At 41.9% G+C, this 18903-nt stretch carries 19 protein-coding genes; 15 read left to right on the forward strand and 4 right to left on the reverse strand.

Annotated elements, in window-relative coordinates; translation table 11 throughout:
• Positions 1-43 precede the first annotated feature (43 nt).
• The 7 genes from WDA22_00535 (at position 44) to WDA22_00565 (ending at position 8227) form a co-directional block, all read left to right on the forward strand.
• Entirely contained in the window at positions 44-667 is a 624-nt protein-coding gene (locus WDA22_00535; protein MFA5831936.1) for a hypothetical protein, read from the forward strand.
• Between the two features lie 140 nt (positions 668-807).
• Complete coding sequence (locus WDA22_00540; GenBank protein ID MFA5831937.1) at positions 808-3810, forward strand: tetratricopeptide repeat protein; 3003 nt, start codon at positions 808-810, stop codon at positions 3808-3810.
• Positions 3807-5564 (forward strand): hypothetical protein, encoded by a 1758-nt coding sequence (locus tag WDA22_00545; GenBank protein MFA5831938.1) that lies wholly within the window; start codon positions 3807-3809, stop codon positions 5562-5564. The genes WDA22_00540 and WDA22_00545 overlap by 4 nt, the downstream gene beginning before the upstream one ends.
• 40 nt (positions 5565-5604) lie before the next feature.
• Positions 5605-6204 (forward strand): SPOR domain-containing protein, encoded by a 600-nt coding sequence (locus tag WDA22_00550; protein ID MFA5831939.1) that lies wholly within the window; start codon positions 5605-5607, stop codon positions 6202-6204.
• 84 nt (positions 6205-6288) lie between these two features.
• Entirely contained in the window at positions 6289-7005 is a 717-nt protein-coding gene (locus WDA22_00555; GenBank protein MFA5831940.1) for a MotA/TolQ/ExbB proton channel family protein, read from the forward strand.
• 33 nt (positions 7006-7038) lie between these two features.
• Positions 7039-7446 carry a biopolymer transporter ExbD gene (locus tag WDA22_00560; GenBank protein ID MFA5831941.1) on the forward strand — a complete coding sequence of 136 codons (408 nt, stop codon included), beginning with the start codon at positions 7039-7041 and terminating at the stop codon, positions 7444-7446.
• Position 7447: 1 nt separating this feature from the next.
• Positions 7448-8227 (forward strand): energy transducer TonB, encoded by a 780-nt coding sequence (locus WDA22_00565; GenBank protein ID MFA5831942.1) that lies wholly within the window; start codon positions 7448-7450, stop codon positions 8225-8227.
• Position 8228: 1 nt separating this feature from the next.
• Here the strand turns inward: WDA22_00565 and WDA22_00570 are convergent, their stop codons facing one another.
• The 4 genes from WDA22_00570 to WDA22_00585 all read right to left on the reverse strand — a co-directional run bounded on the left by WDA22_00570 (position 8229) and on the right by WDA22_00585 (position 12410).
• The gene (locus WDA22_00570; GenBank protein MFA5831943.1) at positions 8229-8522 is read right to left on the reverse strand and encodes a hypothetical protein; all 294 of its coding nucleotides are present in this window, start codon (positions 8520-8522) and stop codon (positions 8229-8231) included.
• Between the two features lie 78 nt (positions 8523-8600).
• Positions 8601-10019 carry an undecaprenyl-phosphate glucose phosphotransferase gene (locus WDA22_00575; GenBank protein MFA5831944.1) on the reverse strand — a complete coding sequence of 473 codons (1419 nt, stop codon included), beginning with the start codon at positions 10017-10019 and terminating at the stop codon, positions 8601-8603.
• Positions 10016-11326, reverse strand: coding sequence for a hemolysin family protein (locus WDA22_00580; protein MFA5831945.1), 1311 nt, complete (start codon positions 11324-11326; stop codon positions 10016-10018). Before WDA22_00580 ends, WDA22_00575 begins: the two co-directional genes overlap by 4 nt.
• A gap of 91 nt (positions 11327-11417) precedes the next feature.
• Positions 11418-12410 carry an NAD-dependent epimerase/dehydratase family protein gene (locus WDA22_00585; GenBank protein ID MFA5831946.1) on the reverse strand — a complete coding sequence of 331 codons (993 nt, stop codon included), beginning with the start codon at positions 12408-12410 and terminating at the stop codon, positions 11418-11420.
• Between the two features lie 103 nt (positions 12411-12513).
• Between WDA22_00585 and WDA22_00590 the strand changes: the two genes are divergently transcribed.
• The 8 genes from WDA22_00590 (at position 12514) to nuoB (ending at position 18879) form a co-directional block, all read left to right on the forward strand.
• On the forward strand, positions 12514-13710 hold the full coding sequence (locus WDA22_00590; protein MFA5831947.1) for a pyridoxal phosphate-dependent aminotransferase family protein: 1197 nt from the start codon (positions 12514-12516) through the stop codon (positions 13708-13710).
• Between the two features lie 73 nt (positions 13711-13783).
• The gene (locus WDA22_00595; protein ID MFA5831948.1) at positions 13784-14902 is read left to right on the forward strand and encodes a hypothetical protein; all 1119 of its coding nucleotides are present in this window, start codon (positions 13784-13786) and stop codon (positions 14900-14902) included.
• A gap of 75 nt (positions 14903-14977) precedes the next feature.
• Positions 14978-15895, forward strand: coding sequence for a branched-chain amino acid transaminase (locus tag WDA22_00600; protein MFA5831949.1), 918 nt, complete (start codon positions 14978-14980; stop codon positions 15893-15895).
• Positions 15896-15965: 70 nt separating this feature from the next.
• A complete protein-coding gene (locus tag WDA22_00605; protein MFA5831950.1) occupies positions 15966-16541 on the forward strand; it encodes a cyclic nucleotide-binding domain-containing protein in 576 nt (191 codons plus the stop codon).
• The gene (locus WDA22_00610; protein ID MFA5831951.1) at positions 16501-17061 is read left to right on the forward strand and encodes a universal stress protein; all 561 of its coding nucleotides are present in this window, start codon (positions 16501-16503) and stop codon (positions 17059-17061) included. Before WDA22_00605 ends, WDA22_00610 begins: the two co-directional genes overlap by 41 nt.
• 80 nt (positions 17062-17141) lie before the next feature.
• Entirely contained in the window at positions 17142-17831 is a 690-nt protein-coding gene (locus WDA22_00615; GenBank protein MFA5831952.1) for a tetratricopeptide repeat protein, read from the forward strand.
• Positions 17832-17946: 115 nt separating this feature from the next.
• Positions 17947-18375 (forward strand): NADH-quinone oxidoreductase subunit A, encoded by a 429-nt coding sequence (locus WDA22_00620; GenBank protein MFA5831953.1) that lies wholly within the window; start codon positions 17947-17949, stop codon positions 18373-18375.
• A 9-nt stretch (positions 18376-18384) separates the two neighbouring features.
• Positions 18385-18879, forward strand: a complete 495-nt coding sequence (gene nuoB, locus WDA22_00625; GenBank protein ID MFA5831954.1) for an NADH-quinone oxidoreductase subunit NuoB — start codon at positions 18385-18387, stop codon at positions 18877-18879.
• Positions 18880-18903 lie beyond the last annotated feature (24 nt).

The raw sequence follows: 18903 nt of genomic DNA on the forward strand, positions 1-18903 counted from the left end.
GTAAATCTGGTATCTGTCGTCTAATATCTTTTTTAGTTTTCTCTTGCCAAAACTTACTCCCAAAATAATTCTTGAAGGAACGCGGCTCACCCATAAGACCGATCTCGCGTTTGCGTTGAATGAACATCCCCGAATTGTCGGCCCCAGAAAATATCAATATCATTCACCCTTGATCTCAGGTGAGTGGTGCGCTTTTACAAATTTTCCGTGGGGAAGGGGACTGATCAATTTCGACAAAACGGAAGAACAACAAGCAATGGAGACGTACCATACATGGCTTCGTCTGTTCGAACTGCAACGATATTATTCGTGGATTGTGGATCGTTTTCACATTTCGACAATGATGCATCAGCAAAAATATTGCGGACGGAATTATGACCTCCGCTGGATTGAAGAACGTCTGCTTCCTCTTGGATTTCATATAGTTTTTTGTCACCGCTCTCGCGAATCTTTTGAAAAAGCAAAACGAAAACGGTTAAAAGTTTCAGGAAATCCAAAACAGTATGACAACCTCAATATTTTTTTTGAAGAACAAGAGATACTGTTTGAATTAGTAGAAAAGTCAATTTTACCAAAATTATATTTGGATGTCTCTTCAGACAATGTAAAACAGTTGACGGATTCTGTAGCGGATTGGATGGAAACAACGGGTGGATTATACTCCTAAATATTGGAAAAATGAGATATCTGGTTTTACAATCCTTTTCTCCTTCCCTTGACTCCCTAGTTTTGAAGTCTTAAATTACAATTGGTTTAGTGGGTTAATTAAAACCATTACTTTAAGCACCATTTGTAATTGAGGTTATTGTGAAGAGATTATTTTTATTTACGTTTGTTCTGCTTTTTGTTGGAATTTTACACTCGCAACAGCCGTCCGGTGAGCTACAGGAAGAGCAGGATTATGCATTTGCTTATGGACTATTTGATGATAAGCTTTATCAGTTATCATTCGAACAGTTCAAAAAATTTATTGATCAATATCCAAATAGCGTAAAAAGACCCGACGCTATTTTCCTTTCCGGCGAATCGCAGTTTCGGTTGAACCAGTATCAATCTGCTATCTCCATCTTCAAGAATTTCACTCACGATTATCCGAAACACAAACTTCGCCTTGATGCGTTATTTCGCCTTGGTGAGATGAACTATGCGTTGACAGCATATAAAGAGGCGCTTCCATATTATAAAGAAGCATATGAAAAATTCCCTCTTAATGACCAAGCCGGTGAGGCGGCATATTGGGTTGGAGAATGTCTTCTTAAATTAAACGACATTTCCAACGCTCAAATCTACTTTAGAGTCAGTTATGAACGGTATCCAAAACACCGATTAGTGGATTATGCACTGTATTCAATCGGATGGACATACGAACGAAAAAAGGAGTATTCCAAAGCGATTGAAGTGTATCAAAAATTATTGACGGAAAAAAAGGAGAGTGATCTCTTCTCCGCAACAACAGTCCGCATTGGGGAATGTTATTTCCAGTCACGTGATTACAAAAAATGCATTGAATATCTCACGCAGACGCAGGTAACATTAACAGATTCCACAGAAGTGCAGCGGAGTGAGTATCTTATTGGCGAATCGTATTACAGTCTTGCCGATTATCCAAAAGCGAAAGAACGGTATGCTGATTTCTTAAAAAAATATTCTAAGAGCGTCATTTATCGAGATGTTAAATATTCGTATGCCTGGACATTCCTGAATTTAAAGGAATATGAACTGGCAGCACAATTCTTTGGCGAGCTTGCATTCGGTAATGATGCCATCGCCCATAAATCAATGTTTCGAAAAGGGCGATCGCTTCAATTAAACGGCAATGTGGACAGCGCTCTTTTCACCTACCTCTCGACTGTTTTGGCCCGTCCTACCGGAGAATTTTCCGACAATGCGTTGTATGAATCCGGAATGATCTATTTTGAGAATAAAGATTACGACAAAGCGCTTGAATCATTTCAACAGATCACTTCAAAATTTAAACAGAGCGACGTTATTGCTGACGCGCATCGAATGGTTGGGGAGACGTACCTGGCGCAGAAAAAATTTGACAGTGCGCTGACGGCATTCCGAGCAGCCGGAAAAGTTGAAACGGGAAATGCTTCGTTGAAAAGCGATGCTCAATTTCAGGAGGCATGGGCGTTGTATAAGATGAAGAAGTTTTCTGATGCTGCAAAATTGTTTGAGCAGTACGCACGTCGAAACACGAAACAACCCCAGAATGCTGAAGCGAATTTCTGGGCTGCAGAATCGTACTTTCAGATTGGGAAATTTTTGGAATCAGAACGCTATTATGCGGAATCAATTGCCAATCTTCCTCCTGGTAAACAGATTGATGCTCACTACGGTTTAGCATGGTCGTACCTTAAGCAAGGTAAATTCCTTCCCGCAGCAAATACTTTTGAAAAGGTCGTTGAAAGCGATTCAACAAAAAAATATACGCAGGATGCTCAGCTTCGGACCGCTGATAGTTATTATGCCGCAAAGATGTACGACAAAGCAAGTGAAGCCTATCGCGGATATATCAAATCGAATCCTTCGGCGACAAACAATGATTATGCACTATTCCAGGTAGGGAATGCCGAATATCGATTTAATAATGATAAAGAAGGCATCGCCCGATTCACGGAACTCATCTCAAAATATACAAAGTCGCAGTACGTTGATGATGCACAATACGGGATCGGTCTGATTCATTTCCAAAATAAGCGGTATCAGCAAGCGATCACGGAATTTGAAAAATTGATTAAAAGTTTTCCAAAAAGTGAAATGGCATCCCGTTCACAATACAGTATTGCCGACGCATATTACAATCTTGAAAATTACCCAGAAGCCATCGCAGCATACAGCGAAGTGGTGAAAAATTACGAAAATTCACCGCTGGCGAGCGATGCCGTCAATGGTATGCAATATTGCTTTGTTTTATTGGGAAAACCGCTCGATGCAATCTCTGTGATTGATGATTTTGTAAAAATGAATCCGAATGTTCGTTTGGCTGATGAGCTCTATTTTAAGAAAGGTGACCTCTACTTCGGTCAAAAGCAATATGACAGTGCGATTGTCGCATACAAAGATTTCCTTGGTCGATTCTCAAAGAGTAAACTTCTCGGCGATGCATATTTTTGGCTTGGAAAATCATATCAAAATCTGGGGAACGGACAATCTGCGCTTGAATCGTTTAAAACATCTGCCGATAACTATCCGACAAGCAGAGTGGCAAGTGCGGCGTTATTTGAGATCGGCGGACTGTCATCACAGCGAGGAAAACCGGATGTTGCTTTAAGTGCTTATGCGAAGATTGAAGAGGAATATCCACATTCTAATGAAGCATCCGAAGCTTCGTATCAGCAGGCATTGGTATTGAAAGGGACGGGTCAACTGACTGCGGCTGTGAAAAAGTTTGAAGAGACTTTCGCGAAGTATGCAAAGACCACTGCTGCGGATAGAAGCAAACTTGCGCTTGGATGGTTGAATGTAGAATCCGAACAATATTCGAAAGCGATCGAATATTTTAAATCGGTTGCAGTCAATCGTACAGATGAGATCGCCGCAGAGGCCCAATATGCCGTGGGCATTACATATCAAACACAGAAAAATTTCACGGAAGCAATTGTAAACTATCTGCGCGTGCGTTATGTGTTTCCCGCTGCCGTACAGTGGATCGGACGTTCGTATTTTAATCTTGGCGAGTGCTATGAAAAAACGAACCAAATTCAAAAGGCAAAAGATGCATTTAATTTTGTGGTGAAACAGAATAAAGTTGCAGATCTTGTTCCGGCGGCGGAGAAAAAATTGAAATCATTGGAGCAGTTGTGATACGAACAATCAAACAACACCTTCCCTTCAATGATTTGAAGATCACGCACCACTATGCTGTTCCATTCAGAATAATATTGATGATGGTGTTTTCTGGTTTTATGATAAGCGTCATATTGGCTCAAGAACCCGAAAAGAAAGAGGCGGTAAAGAAAGATATTGATCTACAGAATGTGCAAGTGCCTAAGTCAGAATCTCCTTTGCCGAAGATTGATCTTCCTGAGTTTGTCATTACCGGAAATGAAAAAATTGATTTGAATATCGAATCCAAATCAGAAGATGAACAGGAGAGGATTTTTTTTCCCGCAAAACCAACACCTGGGGAACGTCCAATGAATGTGGGAGAGGCTCTCACGCCAAAACAGATTAAAACGTTCACGAAAACACCCGGTGCTTTAAACGGTAAAATTTTCGGAGGTTTTGGTTTTTATGGTACGCCACAATTTGATGGATGGTTCGGGCAGTATGATCCGATTAGTTCAGTTGTTGTTAATGGATATTATTCCGAAAGTCAGGGCCATGTGACTGATGCAGGTTTCTGGCGCGGAGGATTCGGAGCGCGGGGATCGTATACACTTCCGGAATCGTCAGCACTGATTCCGTTTGCTCAATTGAATGGGGAAACAAAGTATGGACGAGAATCATACCGCGCATTCGCTTCCCGTTCGCCGTATCGCGTGCGCGATTTAAGCGGAATTGAGGTCAGCGGAGGAATCGGTTCACGATACGCACTCCCATACAAATCACTGAGCGGAGTTGATTATTCCGCACGGATGGGATGGGGATATTTTTCTGCGAGTGATTCCGGAAAATCAAGTGAGGCAGAATTCTTCGTGAGTGGAAGTGCCGCGACGCGATTTTTCGAAACATCATTCAGAGGGCAGACGGAATATCGTGCAATCGGCTATTCGATGGATCTACCCGGGGTGCAATCTGGCCATTGGTTTTTCCTCCGCACGGACGGTCAACAATTGCTCATGCCAGCACTTCAAATCTCCTTTGCTCTGCAACAATTCATTTATCGGGGGAATTTAGGCAAGGCGGCTGGGCGGTTTTACCCGAATCTTGAATTGCGATATTCCTTTACGGAGAAGGGATCCATGTATATAGGTTCTGCGTCGACCGTTGAACGAAATACTCTGGCGTCTATTATAAAACACAACCGATATTCAAAGTTCAATGCCGCACTGATCCCATCTGATATACGCTTGAATATCTATGCTGGAATGGAATTCACACCAGTGGAAGAGATAACTACGACGGTAAAATTAACCTATAAACAGATCAATAATTATCCCACTTTCTATGACAAGGATAGTGCAAAAGTGTGGGAAGTTCTTTATCTTTCAGGCATTCGTTCAACAAAGTTTGATCTGTCTGCGCTGTATCGTCTGAACCAAAAACAAAATGTGACGGCATATTTTTCTACGCAGACGGTTCGTCAAAAAGATTCGATCGGATTGATGCCATATCTTCCGAGGTTTACCGTGGGTTCGGCGTATCATCATTTTTTTGATTTTGGACTACACGCCGAAGCATTTGCGGAGTTCAATTCAACGCGTTACACGAATTTTTCAAACACACACACGACTTCCGGTTATCTTTATACCGGAGTAAAAGCGGAGATGGAATTGTTTAAACAGTTCCGCGGTCATGCTGAGCTGAACAATATGATCGATCAGCATTATTATGTGTGGAACGGATATCGAGAGCGGACAATTTTTTTATTGCTCGGTATCAGTTATCAATGGTAACGGAAAATTACTTTATCACAGTACAGAAGGAGAACCAACAATGCCAAACTTAAATGTAAAAGGTGATGCACCTAAAACAGCCGGATCATCGTTATCGGGGGGCGGAGGAGGGATTCCAAAGATCGTTATTATCATCGTCGGCACAATTGTCGCACTCGCCGCAATAGCAATTATTTTGAATACCACTGGAATTGTAAAATTGTGGGGTAAGAAAAAGCCGGCGCCGCAAGTTGTAGCCTTGCCTACGGAAAATTATGAACCGGTTACTCAGGATACTTCCCAGGTAGCAGAAGAACAAGTGGCAGCAACGGAAACTCCTGCCCCGGCATTGGAAGAAAATCTGACGAAAGTTGAATCGACTGCTCGTACACCATCAAATAAAACTTCATCGTCGAAACAAATCGTTCGCGGCACAGGAATGTTTACTGTGCAGATTTCGTCTTGGCCTGTTATAGAAAAAGCGCGCACACAGTCAGAAATATTCACTGATGCTGGATTTGATGCATTCGTGGAACCGTTGGGCAATTACTACCGGGTCTGTGTTGGACGATTTGAAACAAAAGCAGATGCGAAAGCACAATTGGAAAAGATGGAGCATATGCTCGAATCCCGTCCAGTGATTGCTAAAGTCGGCAAATAATATTCTCTCTCTCCTTCTTCTCTTCTCCCTCCGTTCGGAGGGAGAAATTCATTTTTGTATGCACCAATACTACGAGGATCGTCAATGAATCTGTTAGAACTTTTTTTGAAGGGCGGATTGGTGATGTGGCCGATTTTGTTGTGTTCGCTCATCACAGTCGCGGTGATCATCGAAAAATATATCATGCTGTCTCGGTCGAATGTTGATCCGAAACAATTAATGACAAAAATTCGGAGTGCGCTGTCGCGTAATGATGTTGTGAGTGCCGTCGATGCATGTTCCAAAGTGAAAGCACCTGTTTCGAATATTCTTAAGCATGGTGTCTTGAATTATAAGTACGGACATCAGGCGGTGAAAGAAGCGATTGAACTAGCAGGGAAAGAAGAGATTTTCCATCTCGAAAAAAGACTTTCGGTTCTGGCAAATATGGCGGGAACTGCGCCAATGTTAGGATTTCTAGGAACAGTAACAGGTATGATCGCCGTTTTTCATACCATTGAACAGCTTAGTGGAAATGTCAATCCGAGTATTTTAGCAGCAGGAATTTGGGAAGCGATGTTAACAACTGCGTTTGGATTAATCGTCGGAATACCAGCGCTCTATTTCTATAATTATTTTGTTGCAAAGGTAAATCGGTTTGTATTCGAAATTGAAAATAGCGCAGAAGAATTCCTTTCATTGATGAAGACAGGTCAATTTGAAGAGGATGGAACATTATCGGAGAAAAAAACGGATAAAAAATCCGGACCAACCCGCACGGTTTTTGCTGATGATGAATATTTTGAACCGAAAGATGAATAATCTTCTTTCCTCGAAAGAGATGAATAAAGCGATATGAAATTTGAGCGAAAACATAAGATCGAACCGAACTTCAACTATGCATCCTTGACGGATATCGTTCTGCAATTGTTGATTTTTTTTCTCATTACCTCGTCGTTTGTATCGTCTCCGGGAATTCAGGTACAATTGCCTAAGGCGCAGACAAGTGAAACGCAGACGGATCGCCAAACCGTTCTTACCATTACAACCTCGGGAAGATTATACATTAATTCGGAGGAGGTCACTACTGAGACGCTTGGTCAGAAGCTAATACCTATCCTCGACCAAAATCGTTCACAAGTGATCATTGTCCGTGCCGATAGAGAAGTGAGTCTGCAAAAAGCTGTAGAAGTAATTGACCTTGCCAAAGGTGTCGGAGCCCAGAGATTTTTGATTGCCACAGAGCCTGTTGAAGGAAATTAACATGGTCCGTTCTCAACGAGAATTGCAAACAGGGTGGATTGTTTCTCTTTTTTTTCACATCGCTGTCGCTGTCATCCTTTTTTATTCCCGGTTCCAGCAGTATATTCCGGAACCCCAATTTGTGGAAATGACGTGGGGAGATATTTCCTCATTGCAGGCACCCATACCGGAAATTCCATCGGAACAAACTGCGGCGAAAGAGGAAGTGCAGCAAGCTGATCAGACTGATAACTCTGTTGCGCTTCCCTCGCGAAAATATCTTGATCTTCCTGATGAAGTTATTTCGGTAAAGCAAAATAAAAAAAATGTTAGTGCGGATATTCCTTCGAACACCGGTCGAAGCGGAAAAATTTCGGCGCAAGAACAACGCAGCAATGTTGTTTCCAGCGGACTTGGTGCACGAGATAACATTGCCGGAAAGTCTACCAGTACATCGAATATGAAGGTTGCAACTCCTTTTGGTGTCGGAAATGAGGCAGGGGGATTAGGTGATAATGTTGCGTACGCCGTTCAATGGGCAGGAGGCGGAAATAGAAAATTATTGAGTGGTGATGCTCCGGCATATCCACCGAATGTCAACATTTCTGCACAAATTAAATTACGGGTAAGAGTTCAACCAGATGGAACAGTGCGGTCTGTTACACCGGCTCAAAAAGGGGATACGCGATTGGAGAATGTTACGATCAGTAAAGTGAAGTTATGGAAGTTTGAACCGCTGCTGAGTGCTCAACCTCAAATAGAACAGGATTGCACGATTACATTTAATTTTACGTTGAAATAGTTCAGTGTTGAACAACATTCCTCTTCGCATCTCTAAAATACAAGAAATAAAAGAATCCCTCCGCAATCGTTAACAGCACCAGCGAAAGAGCGTCACGGTTAAGCCAGAATCCAAATCCTGCTTCTGCTATCACATATTTCAACACAAAAGAACTGATTGACCAGCCAACAGAGAATATCAACACAAAAAATCCGACAGAAAGCAATCCCGCACCCAACCCCTCTTTTTGAAATTCAGAGGTAAAAGCAGCCGTGAATGCGATGATGTGTATATAAAAAACTAACAGCGGAATCATTATTCTTCTCCAATGTTTTTACAAGTGCATCTCGAAGATTCATCTAGTGATCGGATGATGTTCATCAAACGGTAACTCCTAATAGGCATCTTTAGCAAAAATTACTGCACGAATGGTTTTCAAAATAATTTTTACGTCGAGCACAAGCGACCAATTTTCTACATAATAGATATCGAATTTCGTTCTCTCTTCTATCGAAGAATCGCCGCGCATACCGTTCACCTGCGCCCACCCTGTCATTCCCGTTTTCACGCGATGGCGTTCAAGATACTTTGGAATATTTACTTTGAACTGTTCAACAAAGAATGGTCGTTCAGGTCTCGGTCCTACTATGCTCATCTGCCCAAATAACACATTAAATAATTGCGGTAATTCGTCCAAACTTGTTCGCCGAAGGATTCTTCCGATAAGTGTTGCTCGGTTATCATCTTTTTTATTTCGCACAGGCCCGGTATATTTTTCCGCATCAATTCTCATCGATCGAAATTTAATCAGTGGGAATATGATTCCATCTAATCCAATTCGCTCTTGGATGTAGAAAATAGGTCCTTTCGAGGTTACCCTGATCACAAAAGCGATAAGCGCCATGACGGGAAACGCAACAATCAATGCGCAACCTGAAAATACAATATCAAATGTGCGTTTGAGGATTCTGTTCCATGTGGACATAGGAATATCCTTAACAGTAAGGAAAGGTATTCCTCCGATTTCTTGTATACGGATTCGACTTGTCATCAATTCAAGCATATCTGGAACCATCATAAACTCAATATTTTTTCCTTCCGTATTGCGTAATACGTCGAGCAAATTTTCCTGTTCGTGATGGGACAGAGCTACAATGGCGCTTTGAATTCGTAACGGGATAATATCGTCACTTAATTTTTTCATGGAACCAAGATATCGACATGGGGAAAGCTTCGATGATACATCAACCGATGATTCTGCATAATAGCCGAGCACTTCGTACCCTAAACCAAGATGATGAGTGAAGAGTTGATAGAGTTGTTCGGCTGTTTTATTTTTCCCGACGATCACAATCGATTTCAATTCTTTTCTTCTCCGGTATAACCATTGTTCAAACCGGAGCACCAGTAATCTGCCGAAGGTGACTGTCGAAATGGAAATGAGCCAGAGAAGGATAAACACACCTCGTGAAAAAGAAAATTCACGATAGAAGAATGAAACACTCATCATAATCATCATACTAACAGTGATGAGTCTGACAAGAACAAAGAATTCATCGCTGAGGTGCGTGTTCCGTCGCGCTCCGTAAAGTTTTCGAGTTTGAAATACAAGGAGAAATATTGGAATGAAAATGAATGACGCGGTAATATAGCTTTCGATTGGTGGCACGCCGAGCGTGATTTCAAAATATTCCGTTAAAGGTGAAAAGAACCGAAACCAATAAGAAAGAAGAAATGCCGATTCGAATGCTGCAATGTCTAAAAATAACGTAAGAAACGGGATCAAGAGATCGTTACGGCGCGGTTTGTTCATTTTTTTTCAGGGGATGTTCTTTTCGTGATCAGTAATTTGTCCACTCTGTTGCCATCCATATCCATTACTTCTATCCGTAAGTCCCGCCAATCAAATGACTGACCTGCTGTGGGAATTTTTCCCATTTGGTTGATCGTAAACCCTGCCAGCGTTTGGTAATTTCCTGTTTCATCTTCACTCATGGAATCGATCTTGAATAATTCTTTGAATTCATCGATCAAGAGTGTTCCATCGATCAAATACGAACCATCGGTCCGCTGCACAACATATGGATTAGATTTGTCTGTAGAATCGATCTCTTCACCAACAACCGCTTTTAAAATATCATTGAGTGTGAGTAATCCTTGGATTCCGCCGTATTCGTCCACGAGAAAAGCAAAATGAGTTCCGGATTCTTTGAATTGTTCTATCAGCTGCACCACCAGAACATTTTCGACAATGTAGAGAGGCTTGCGTAAATGCTGTTCAAGTGAAACGATGTTCTTATCCATGGTCGCAGAAAAAAGATCTTTTACATGAACCACACCGAGAACATTATCAATCCCCCCTTTGCACACTGGAAAGAATGAGTGAGAGCTTTCTTTGATTTTCTTAAAATTTTCTTCAAGTGTATCCTCAGTGTCCAGCCAGATAATCTCCGTTCGGGGGGTCATCAATGCATTCACACTTTGATCGGCAAGGCGGAATACTCGTTCTACCATCTCCTGTTCAACTTCATTGAAGGTGCCTGCTTTTGTCCCTTCCTCCAGCATCACCTTAATTTCTTCCTCGGTAACTGTCGGGTTTGTGCTGTCTTTGATCCCAAATGTTCGGATAATAATATTTGTCGAAAATGTCAGAAATCTCACAATTGGATACATTGCAACGGAGAGAGTCCGCATTGGTATGGCGATGAGACATGCAACACGTTCTGGATCCTTCAATGCGAGTTGTTTTGGTATCAGCTCGCCAACGATGAGTGAGAGATATGTAATGGAGACTACCACAATGGCCAGACTAATTGGTACTGAGTACTCTGTAAGTGATGGGAATTGCACAATATATAATGCAACGGATTCAGAAAGCGTTGCACCTCCAAAAGCACCGGCAAGGATACCTACAAGAGTGATCCCAGCTTGAACCGTTGATAGAAAATGATCCGGTCTATTTGCCAGTTCGAGCGCAACTTTAGCTCTGAGATTCCCTTTGTTTGCCAGATGCTGCAAACGGGGTTTGCGTGAAGAGACAATGGCAATTTCAGAAAGTGCGAAAACACCGTTAAGAATAATAAGACAAAAAATGAAAAATATTTCAATAGTTACAGTCATCATATGATAAAGTACAAACAACAGAGGAGAAATAAAAATAAAAGCGCGGATTGTCTCCGCGCTTTGCAAAAAACTGTAAAATTCGACAATTTTACATCCACGAATGATCAAGATACCACTTGATCGTTTCCTTCACACCATCTGCTAAAGTTACCTCTTGTCGATACCCAAGTTCTTTTTTCGCTTTCGAAATGTCGCAACACCAATTATCTTGAATAAGATCGTATGCTTTTTCATAATTGAGCACGGAAGGTTTTTCTTTAAATTTCGATGCCAGTTCGGAAATTCCCGCAATCATAAAGACCAACGGTTTTGGAACACGGACACGGAATAATTTTTTATTCAAGACACTTTTTGTCACATAACCGATTTCATTCCATGTATAGTATTGTTCGCTTCCAAGAAAATAAGTCTGACCGTTTGAGATTTCTTTTTCGCCCGCCAGAATTATTCCGCTTACAAGATCTGTTGAATGAACAAGGCTGACGTACGTATCATGGAATCCGATCAGTAGTTCCAATCCCATATAGGCAGATTTGAAATAGTCAAACGTCGCCGTGTCTCTTGGTCCATAAACAGCCGAAACACGCAGGATTGTTACCGGAATTTTTTCCTTAAATTTTAAGACTTCTGTTTCAGATGCGAGTTTACTCTTTCCGTAAGTCGTCAATGGATGCGGAGAAGTAGATTCCGTAACGGGTGTCATTCCTGTTCCGGGTCCTACAGCCGTTTGACTGCTGATGTGAACGAATTTTTTGATAGTGGGATTAACGCGAGCAGTAATCTCGATCATATTGCGAGTTGCATCCTGGTTTGCACGATAAAACTCCTCTTTCGATCTTGCCGCTACTAATCCTGCAACATGATACACGTAATGAGAGTCTTCGATCGCTTTTTCCAATGCTGCAGTGGAGAACAAATCACCTTCTACAATCTCGATCGGAAGGTTCTCCAAAAATCCGAGTTTTTTAGGATTGCGAACCAACGCTCGCACGTGGTATCCCTTGGAAAGTAATCTGTCAATTAGATGGCTGCCGATAAATCCGGTTCCTCCTGTAACAAAGGCGATCGGTTTTGAAGTCATAGAAAATCTCTTTCAAGAATCTGAAATTGCATTTCGTTTGATGTTAAAGTATATTCAACACACATAATATACCAATATCAGTGTCAAAAAAGGAGTTTTTCCCTTGGATCTATTTCAAAAATGTATTGAATTTACCCGCGCAGATGAAGTAAAAGCTGCCGGCCTCTATCCGTATTTCCGTCCTATCGAAGCTAACGAAGGTCCGATCGTAGAAATGGCCGGACGAAAAATTATTATGGCAGGTTCAAATAATTATCTTGGACTGACCGCACATCCCAAAGTGAAAGAAGCGGCAATCAATGCCGTGAAGAAGTACGGAACAGGTTGTTCGGGATCACGATATCTTACTGGAACGATTGATTTGCACAATGAGCTTGAAGCACGCCTTGCAAAATTTCTCGGTTATGAAGATGTGTTGTTGATCTCAACTGGCTATCAAACTGCGCAGGCAATAATTCCTACACTTGTTCAGCGTGGTGAATATATTGTTTCGGACAAAGATAATCATGCATGCATCGTTATGGCAAACATGATGGCTATTGGTATGACTGCAGAAGTAGTTAGATATAAGCATAATGATATGAAACATCTCGAGAGTGTAATCTCCAAGCTTCCAGCCGATGCCGGGAAATTGATTGTGACTGATGGAGTGTTTAGCACCAGCGGCGAAGTCGTGGATATGCCATCCATTGTTGCCATTGCGAAAAAGTATAATGCCAGAATAATGTGCGACGATGCACATGCAACCGGTGTTGTCGGTGTCGGCGGACGCGGAACAGCAAGTAAATTTGGACTGACTAAGGATGTTGATATTACGATGGGAACATTCAGCAAATCCTTTGCATCGTTGGGAGGATTTATCGCTTCTACAAGATCCGTTGTTAATTACATTAAACATTCTTCTCCCGCATTGATTTTTTCAGCAAGCCCAACACCGGCATCTGTTGCTTCAGCACTTGCTGCGCTTGATATTATAGAGGCGCATCCAGAACTTGTAACTCAACTGCATAACAATGCAGACCGAGTGCGAGAAGGGTTAAGAAAATTAGGATTCCATGTTGTCGGTCAACCAGAAACGGGAATCGTTTCGGTGATTATCGGCGATACGGAGAAAACTCTTGTTTTCACGAAGGAATTATTCGAAGCTGGTGTTTTCGTCAACGCATTTGTTCGCCCCGGCGTTCCTCCAGGAATGGAAATGGTGCGGACGAGTTATATGGCTACTCACGAGAATGTACATCTCGACAAGATTATTGAGATTTTTGGCATTATCGGAAAAAAACTTGGCGTTATCAGTTAACAGTATGTAGATCACCACTGAACCACGCCGATCATCAGATGATCAGCGTGGTTTTTTTATGGAAAGAAAACCTATGGCAAATTTTACCATTCGTTCCGTGCAATCCGCAGCCGATACGAAGAAATTTATCGACTTCATTTATTCTCTTTACAAAAACGATCCCAACTGGGTTCCGCCGCTAAGAATGGATCGCGAAAAGTTGATCGATAAAAAGAAAAATCCGTTTTACAAACATTCGCATATGGAATTGTTCCTTGCAGAACGGAATGGGGAAGTTGTCGGCCGTATTGGTGCGATTGTGAATGATAATCATAACAAAGAACACAACGACAAAGTCGGTTTCTTCGGATTTTTTGAATGCGTGAATGAACAAGAAGTTGCTAATGCACTCTTTGACGAAGCGAAAAAATATCTTCTTTCAAAAGGAATGAATGCAATGCGCGGACCGGCAAATCCATCTGTCAATGACGAATATGGATTGCTGGTGAATGGTTTCGATTCACCTCCGGTTGTTCTGATGACGTATAATCCTCAATATTATGAAACGCTCATTCTGAATTATGGGCTAAAAAAAGAGAAGGATCTTTACGCATATATTCTGAATCAAAATTCTGTCTATACGGATAAGTTCAATCGCGCGAATGAGATTGTAAAACAACGAAATAGTCTTACGTTTCGACCAATCAATATGAAGGATTTTAAGAATGAAGTCCGACGAATTAAGGAAGTGTATAATGCTGCCTGGCAATATAACTGGGGTGCAGTGGCAATGACGGATGAAGAATTTGACGCATTGGCGGATGATCTGAAAGCGGTTGTCGAACCTGAGCTCGTGTTGATTGCAGAATCCAAAGGAAAAATGGTCGGTTTTGGCCTTTCGCTTCCCGATATTAATGTTCGATTGAAAGCAAATCGGAACGGTGGATTGCTCGGCGGATTATTGCGTTTGTTAGTCTTCAAGAAAAAAATCGATCTCGTCAGAATTATTGTTCTCGGTGTGATACCGGAATATCAAAAATCCGGAGCCGCAGGTGTGTTATTCTATGAGACCGCCGTTCGCGCAAAACGACTTGGATATCAATACGGTGAAGCAAGCTGGATCCTCGAAGATAACGTAATGATGAACCGTGCCGCTGAAGCGATGCAAGGGAAGCGATATAAAACGTACAGAATCTATCAGCAGGAAATTTAATAGTGACTGCAACACAAGTAATTCGTATTTTATAGCTACACTAGTTTTTGACAATAATAAATTCTGAGGAAGACAATGGCTGTTAAACCTGTTGAAAAAATTTGGATGAATGGGAAACTCATCGATTGGAATGATGCAAAAATTCATGTGTTGTCGCATGTGATTCATTACGGAAGTTCATGGTTTGAAGGAATTCGTTGTTACGAAACAAAAAAAGGTTCTGCAATCTTTCGACATAAAGAACATATCGTTCGATTGTGCGACTCTGCAAAACTGTATCGTGCCGAGATCCCATACACCGTGGATCAAATAATGCAGGCAAACAAAGAAACAATTAAAGCAAACAAATTAAAATCATGTTATATTCGACCGATCGCATATCGTGGATATGGTGATGTTGGCGTATATCCTATGGGCTGCCCGGTGGATCTGACGATTGCCGTATGGGAATGGGGAAAATATCTCGGACCAGAAGCGCTTGAAAAAGGAATTGATGTTCGTTTTGCATCGTGGCAGCGTGCAGCGGGAAATACGTTCCCGACGATGGCAAAAGCAGGCGGTAACTATCTCAATTCGCAGCTGATGAAAATGGAAGCTCGTGTTGATGGCTATGAAGAGGGAATTGCTCTTGATGTGAACGGACAGATATCGGAAGGAAGCGGCGAAAATATTTTTATCATCCGCAACGGCGTGATTTATACACCGCAATTTGTCAATGCGATTCTTCCGGGAATTACCCGCGCATCCGTCATTCAACTTGCGAAAGATGCAGGGTTTCCTGTGGTGGAAGGAAATTTACCGCGTGAAATTATCTATCTTGCGGACGAAGTATTCTTTACGGGAACAGCGGCGGAAATTTCCCCGATTCGTTCTGTTGACAGGATCACTATCGGAACCGGAAAACCTGGGCCGATCACTCGCGAATTACAGAAACGATTTTTTGATGTTATTGAAGGCGGGAATGATCTGCACGGCTGGTTGGATTTCATTTGATTACTCACCCGCAATGTCCGACTCTTCATCGATATAGGACACTGCCTTTTTATGAATCAACGAGAAATGTATGGGGAAAGATTTCGCATTCAAGGAAGTTTTCAAATCTAAGATCAAGCCGGCATCTGTTGAAGAGATGCTCTCAAAGATTCCGGTCTTTGAAAAACTTGAGCCAAAAGAACTTCGTCAGGTTGCTTCGATTGTTCATCGGCGACAGTATGTGAAGGATGAATTTGTATTCTATCAAGGCGACCCCGGTCTTGGTATGTATGTCATTGAAAAAGGTTCCGTCGGTGTAGTTGTTGCCGGTGAAGATGGAACCAAAAAAGAGATTATTACTCTGAACAACGGAGATTTTTTTGGTGAGATTGCTTTGCTTGATGAATCTCCCCGTTCCGCTTCGGTGGTGATCAAAGAAGATTCGGAGTTGATCGGATTTTTTCGTCCGGACCTGTTTGAGATCATCGAAAAAACTCCGAAGACCGGACTGAAGATTGTTGTAAAACTTGCTGAAATGATCGGTGAGCGCTTGCGAAATATGAACAACGAATTCTCGAAACTTCGCGGCGAACTTGAACAACTTAAACAACAGAAGGAGACGAGCGATGAAAAAGCCAGCTCCAAAAAGAAAGAAACAAAGTCCTAAACCAACGCGTCGTGCTGTCACCAAAAAAGATGCACTTCGTCCAACCCGAGCGATTGGACTAAAAAAGATACTTGTTCCGATCGATTTTTCGGATAATTCCAAAAAAGCGCTTCGATATGCAATTCCATTTGCACAACAATTTAATGCGTCGCTTATTTTAGTCTACATTGTTGAACCGACAATCTATCCATCGGACTTTGGTTTTGGCCAAGTTGGATTTCCTGATGTGGAAAAAGAATTGCATGAGAAAGCAATCAGCGAAATGAGTGCATTGATCGATGCTGTTGTGCCGAAGACGTTGAATACACAGACAATGGTTGGTTCCGGAATTCCATTCGTAGAGATAACAACATTTGCAAAGGAACAGGAAGTAGATATGATTATTGTAGCGACGCATGGACGAACTGGCGTTGAGCATATCCTGTTTGGCAGCACAGCGGAGAAAATTATCCGAAAAGCACCATGTCCGGTCTTAGTTGTTCGGTCAGAAGAGCATGATTTTATCGATGAACGGGCATAAGAGTTCTTGCTGAACGCAGACAACTTTCGTATATTTAGGACAATTAATTCACATTTTTTCACTTTTGATTTGAAGAGACGATGTTAAAAAAGCAGAAAGAGCTCGCAAAGCGGGTAAAGAAACAAGACGACCTTATTACTACGTATGAAAACGCGGTTTCATGGTATGAGACAAATAAGAAACTTATTACCAATGTTGGCATAGCAATTGTAGTTCTTATCGCCGGCGGATGGTTTTACATCAACAATAACCGGACGAACAACGAAAAAGCGGCAAACGAATTTGCAAAGGTATTTTCCTATTACGATAACGGACAATATCAATTAGCGATCAACGGAGTGCCGGAAAAAAATGTTCGTGGGTTACAAGCCATTGTCAGTGATTACGGCTCAACGCAGTATGGTAACATTGCACAATTTTATCTTGCAAATAGTTACTTTAATACCGGTGAATATGATAAAGCGATGGAAGCGTACGATGACGCAAGTGTGGATGCGCCGATTTTGGAAGCATCGAGAGTAGCCGGAATAGCAGCATGTTATGAAGCAAAGTTGAATCATGCTGATGCTGCAAAATATTTTGAGAAAGCCGGAAAATCGAACGCAAATGATCCGAACACAGCGGAGTATTTGGCAAATGCCGCTCGGAATTACGCTAAAGCTGGCAACAAGGAACTAGCAATTGAACTGTATAAGTTAATCAAGAAAGAACATTCGAGTTCGGCAGCAGCAAGGGATGCGGAGAGATATTTGGACGAACTACGAGGATAAGCAAATCGTTTTTTCTCTTTAGTATTAACTGCGTCGCAGGGGGCTCAATTGCACTTTACGACGCAGTTTTGTTTTAAATACATCCGGTTCTGAATCTTTACCATTCAAAAACATTATGCTCACAGAATTTGGAAACATTCTCGCTTTTTTCATCGTCGGTGCGCTCTTCACAGCCGGCGGACTTATTGCATCTTCACTTCTTCGGCCGCGGCGGCCATATGCGGAAAAACTTTCCACATATGAATGCGGTGAAATTCCCATCGGTGCTCCACATGTTAAATTTAATATTCGATTTTATGTCGTCGCGTTGATCTTCCTGGTGTTCGAAGTGGAAACTGTTTTTCTTTTTCCCTGGGCGCTGGTATACAAAGACTTCGGCATGTTCGCATTTGTAGAGATGCTCGTCTTCCTTGGAATTCTCATCGTCGGTTATATCTACGTATGGGCAAAGGGAGATCTTGAATGGGACAAACCAATTCCGCAATTTTTACCGAAATCAAAACAACCCGTTTTTGAAGAACACGAAGAAACAGTATTGAACTAAAAATATTTTATGGGATTACTCGACCAAAAATTTGAAAACTCGAACATCGTTGTTACAACGATGGATAATTTGTTGAACTGGGCGCGTCTTTCATCGCTCTGGCAGATGCAGTTCGGCCTTGCATGCTGCGCCATTGAAATGATGGCGGCATCGGCATCCAATTTTGACATGATGCGCTTTGGTGTAATTCCGCGCGCAACGCCGCGTCAATGCGACGTGATGATCGTCTCTGGAACCGTTACGCTAAAAATGGCATCACGTATTAAACGTTTATATGATCAGATGTCGGAACCGCGGTATGTCATCTCTATGGGAAGCTGTTCGAATTGCGGCGGTCCGTATTGGGAACATGGATATCATGTCCTCAAAGGAGTTGACCGCGTAATTCCGGTTGATGTGTATGTGCCGGGTTGTCCGCCACGTCCGGAAGCGTTAATTGAAGGATTGATTAAGTTGCAGGAAAAGATCCGTAACGAAAGTTCCGTCCAGAAAAAAGCAGTGTAAATAATTTAAGATTTTCCAAATCTT

The organism is Bacteroidota bacterium, assembly GCA_041658205.1.
GTDB lineage: Bacteria > Bacteroidota > Ignavibacteria > UBA10030 > UBA8401 > UBA8401.

What these genes read in the sequence shown, in the direction of transcription:
- nuoB (MFA5831954.1), top strand. Translation starts at nt 18,385, where the DNA reads ATGGGATTACTCGACCAAAAATTTGAAAACTCGAACATCGTTGTTACA.
- WDA22_00600 (MFA5831949.1), top strand. Translation starts at nt 14,978, where the DNA reads ATGGCTGTTAAACCTGTTGAAAAAATTTGGATGAATGGGAAACTCATC.
- WDA22_00615 (MFA5831952.1), top strand. Translation starts at nt 17,142, where the DNA reads ATGTTAAAAAAGCAGAAAGAGCTCGCAAAGCGGGTAAAGAAACAAGAC.
- WDA22_00560 (MFA5831941.1), top strand. Translation starts at nt 7,039, where the DNA reads ATGAAATTTGAGCGAAAACATAAGATCGAACCGAACTTCAACTATGCA.
- WDA22_00575 (MFA5831944.1), bottom strand. Translation starts at nt 10,019, where the DNA reads ATGAACAAACCGCGCCGTAACGATCTCTTGATCCCGTTTCTTACGTTA.
- WDA22_00620 (MFA5831953.1), top strand. Translation starts at nt 17,947, where the DNA reads ATGCTCACAGAATTTGGAAACATTCTCGCTTTTTTCATCGTCGGTGCG.
- WDA22_00595 (MFA5831948.1), top strand. Translation starts at nt 13,784, where the DNA reads ATGGCAAATTTTACCATTCGTTCCGTGCAATCCGCAGCCGATACGAAG.
- WDA22_00580 (MFA5831945.1), bottom strand. Translation starts at nt 11,326, where the DNA reads ATGACTGTAACTATTGAAATATTTTTCATTTTTTGTCTTATTATTCTT.
- WDA22_00605 (MFA5831950.1), top strand. Translation starts at nt 15,966, where the DNA reads ATGGGGAAAGATTTCGCATTCAAGGAAGTTTTCAAATCTAAGATCAAG.
- WDA22_00555 (MFA5831940.1), top strand. Translation starts at nt 6,289, where the DNA reads ATGAATCTGTTAGAACTTTTTTTGAAGGGCGGATTGGTGATGTGGCCG.
- WDA22_00610 (MFA5831951.1), top strand. Translation starts at nt 16,501, where the DNA reads ATGAAAAAGCCAGCTCCAAAAAGAAAGAAACAAAGTCCTAAACCAACG.
- WDA22_00585 (MFA5831946.1), bottom strand. Translation starts at nt 12,410, where the DNA reads ATGACTTCAAAACCGATCGCCTTTGTTACAGGAGGAACCGGATTTATC.
- WDA22_00570 (MFA5831943.1), bottom strand. Translation starts at nt 8,522, where the DNA reads ATGATTCCGCTGTTAGTTTTTTATATACACATCATCGCATTCACGGCT.
- WDA22_00565 (MFA5831942.1), top strand. Translation starts at nt 7,448, where the DNA reads ATGGTCCGTTCTCAACGAGAATTGCAAACAGGGTGGATTGTTTCTCTT.
- WDA22_00550 (MFA5831939.1), top strand. Translation starts at nt 5,605, where the DNA reads ATGCCAAACTTAAATGTAAAAGGTGATGCACCTAAAACAGCCGGATCA.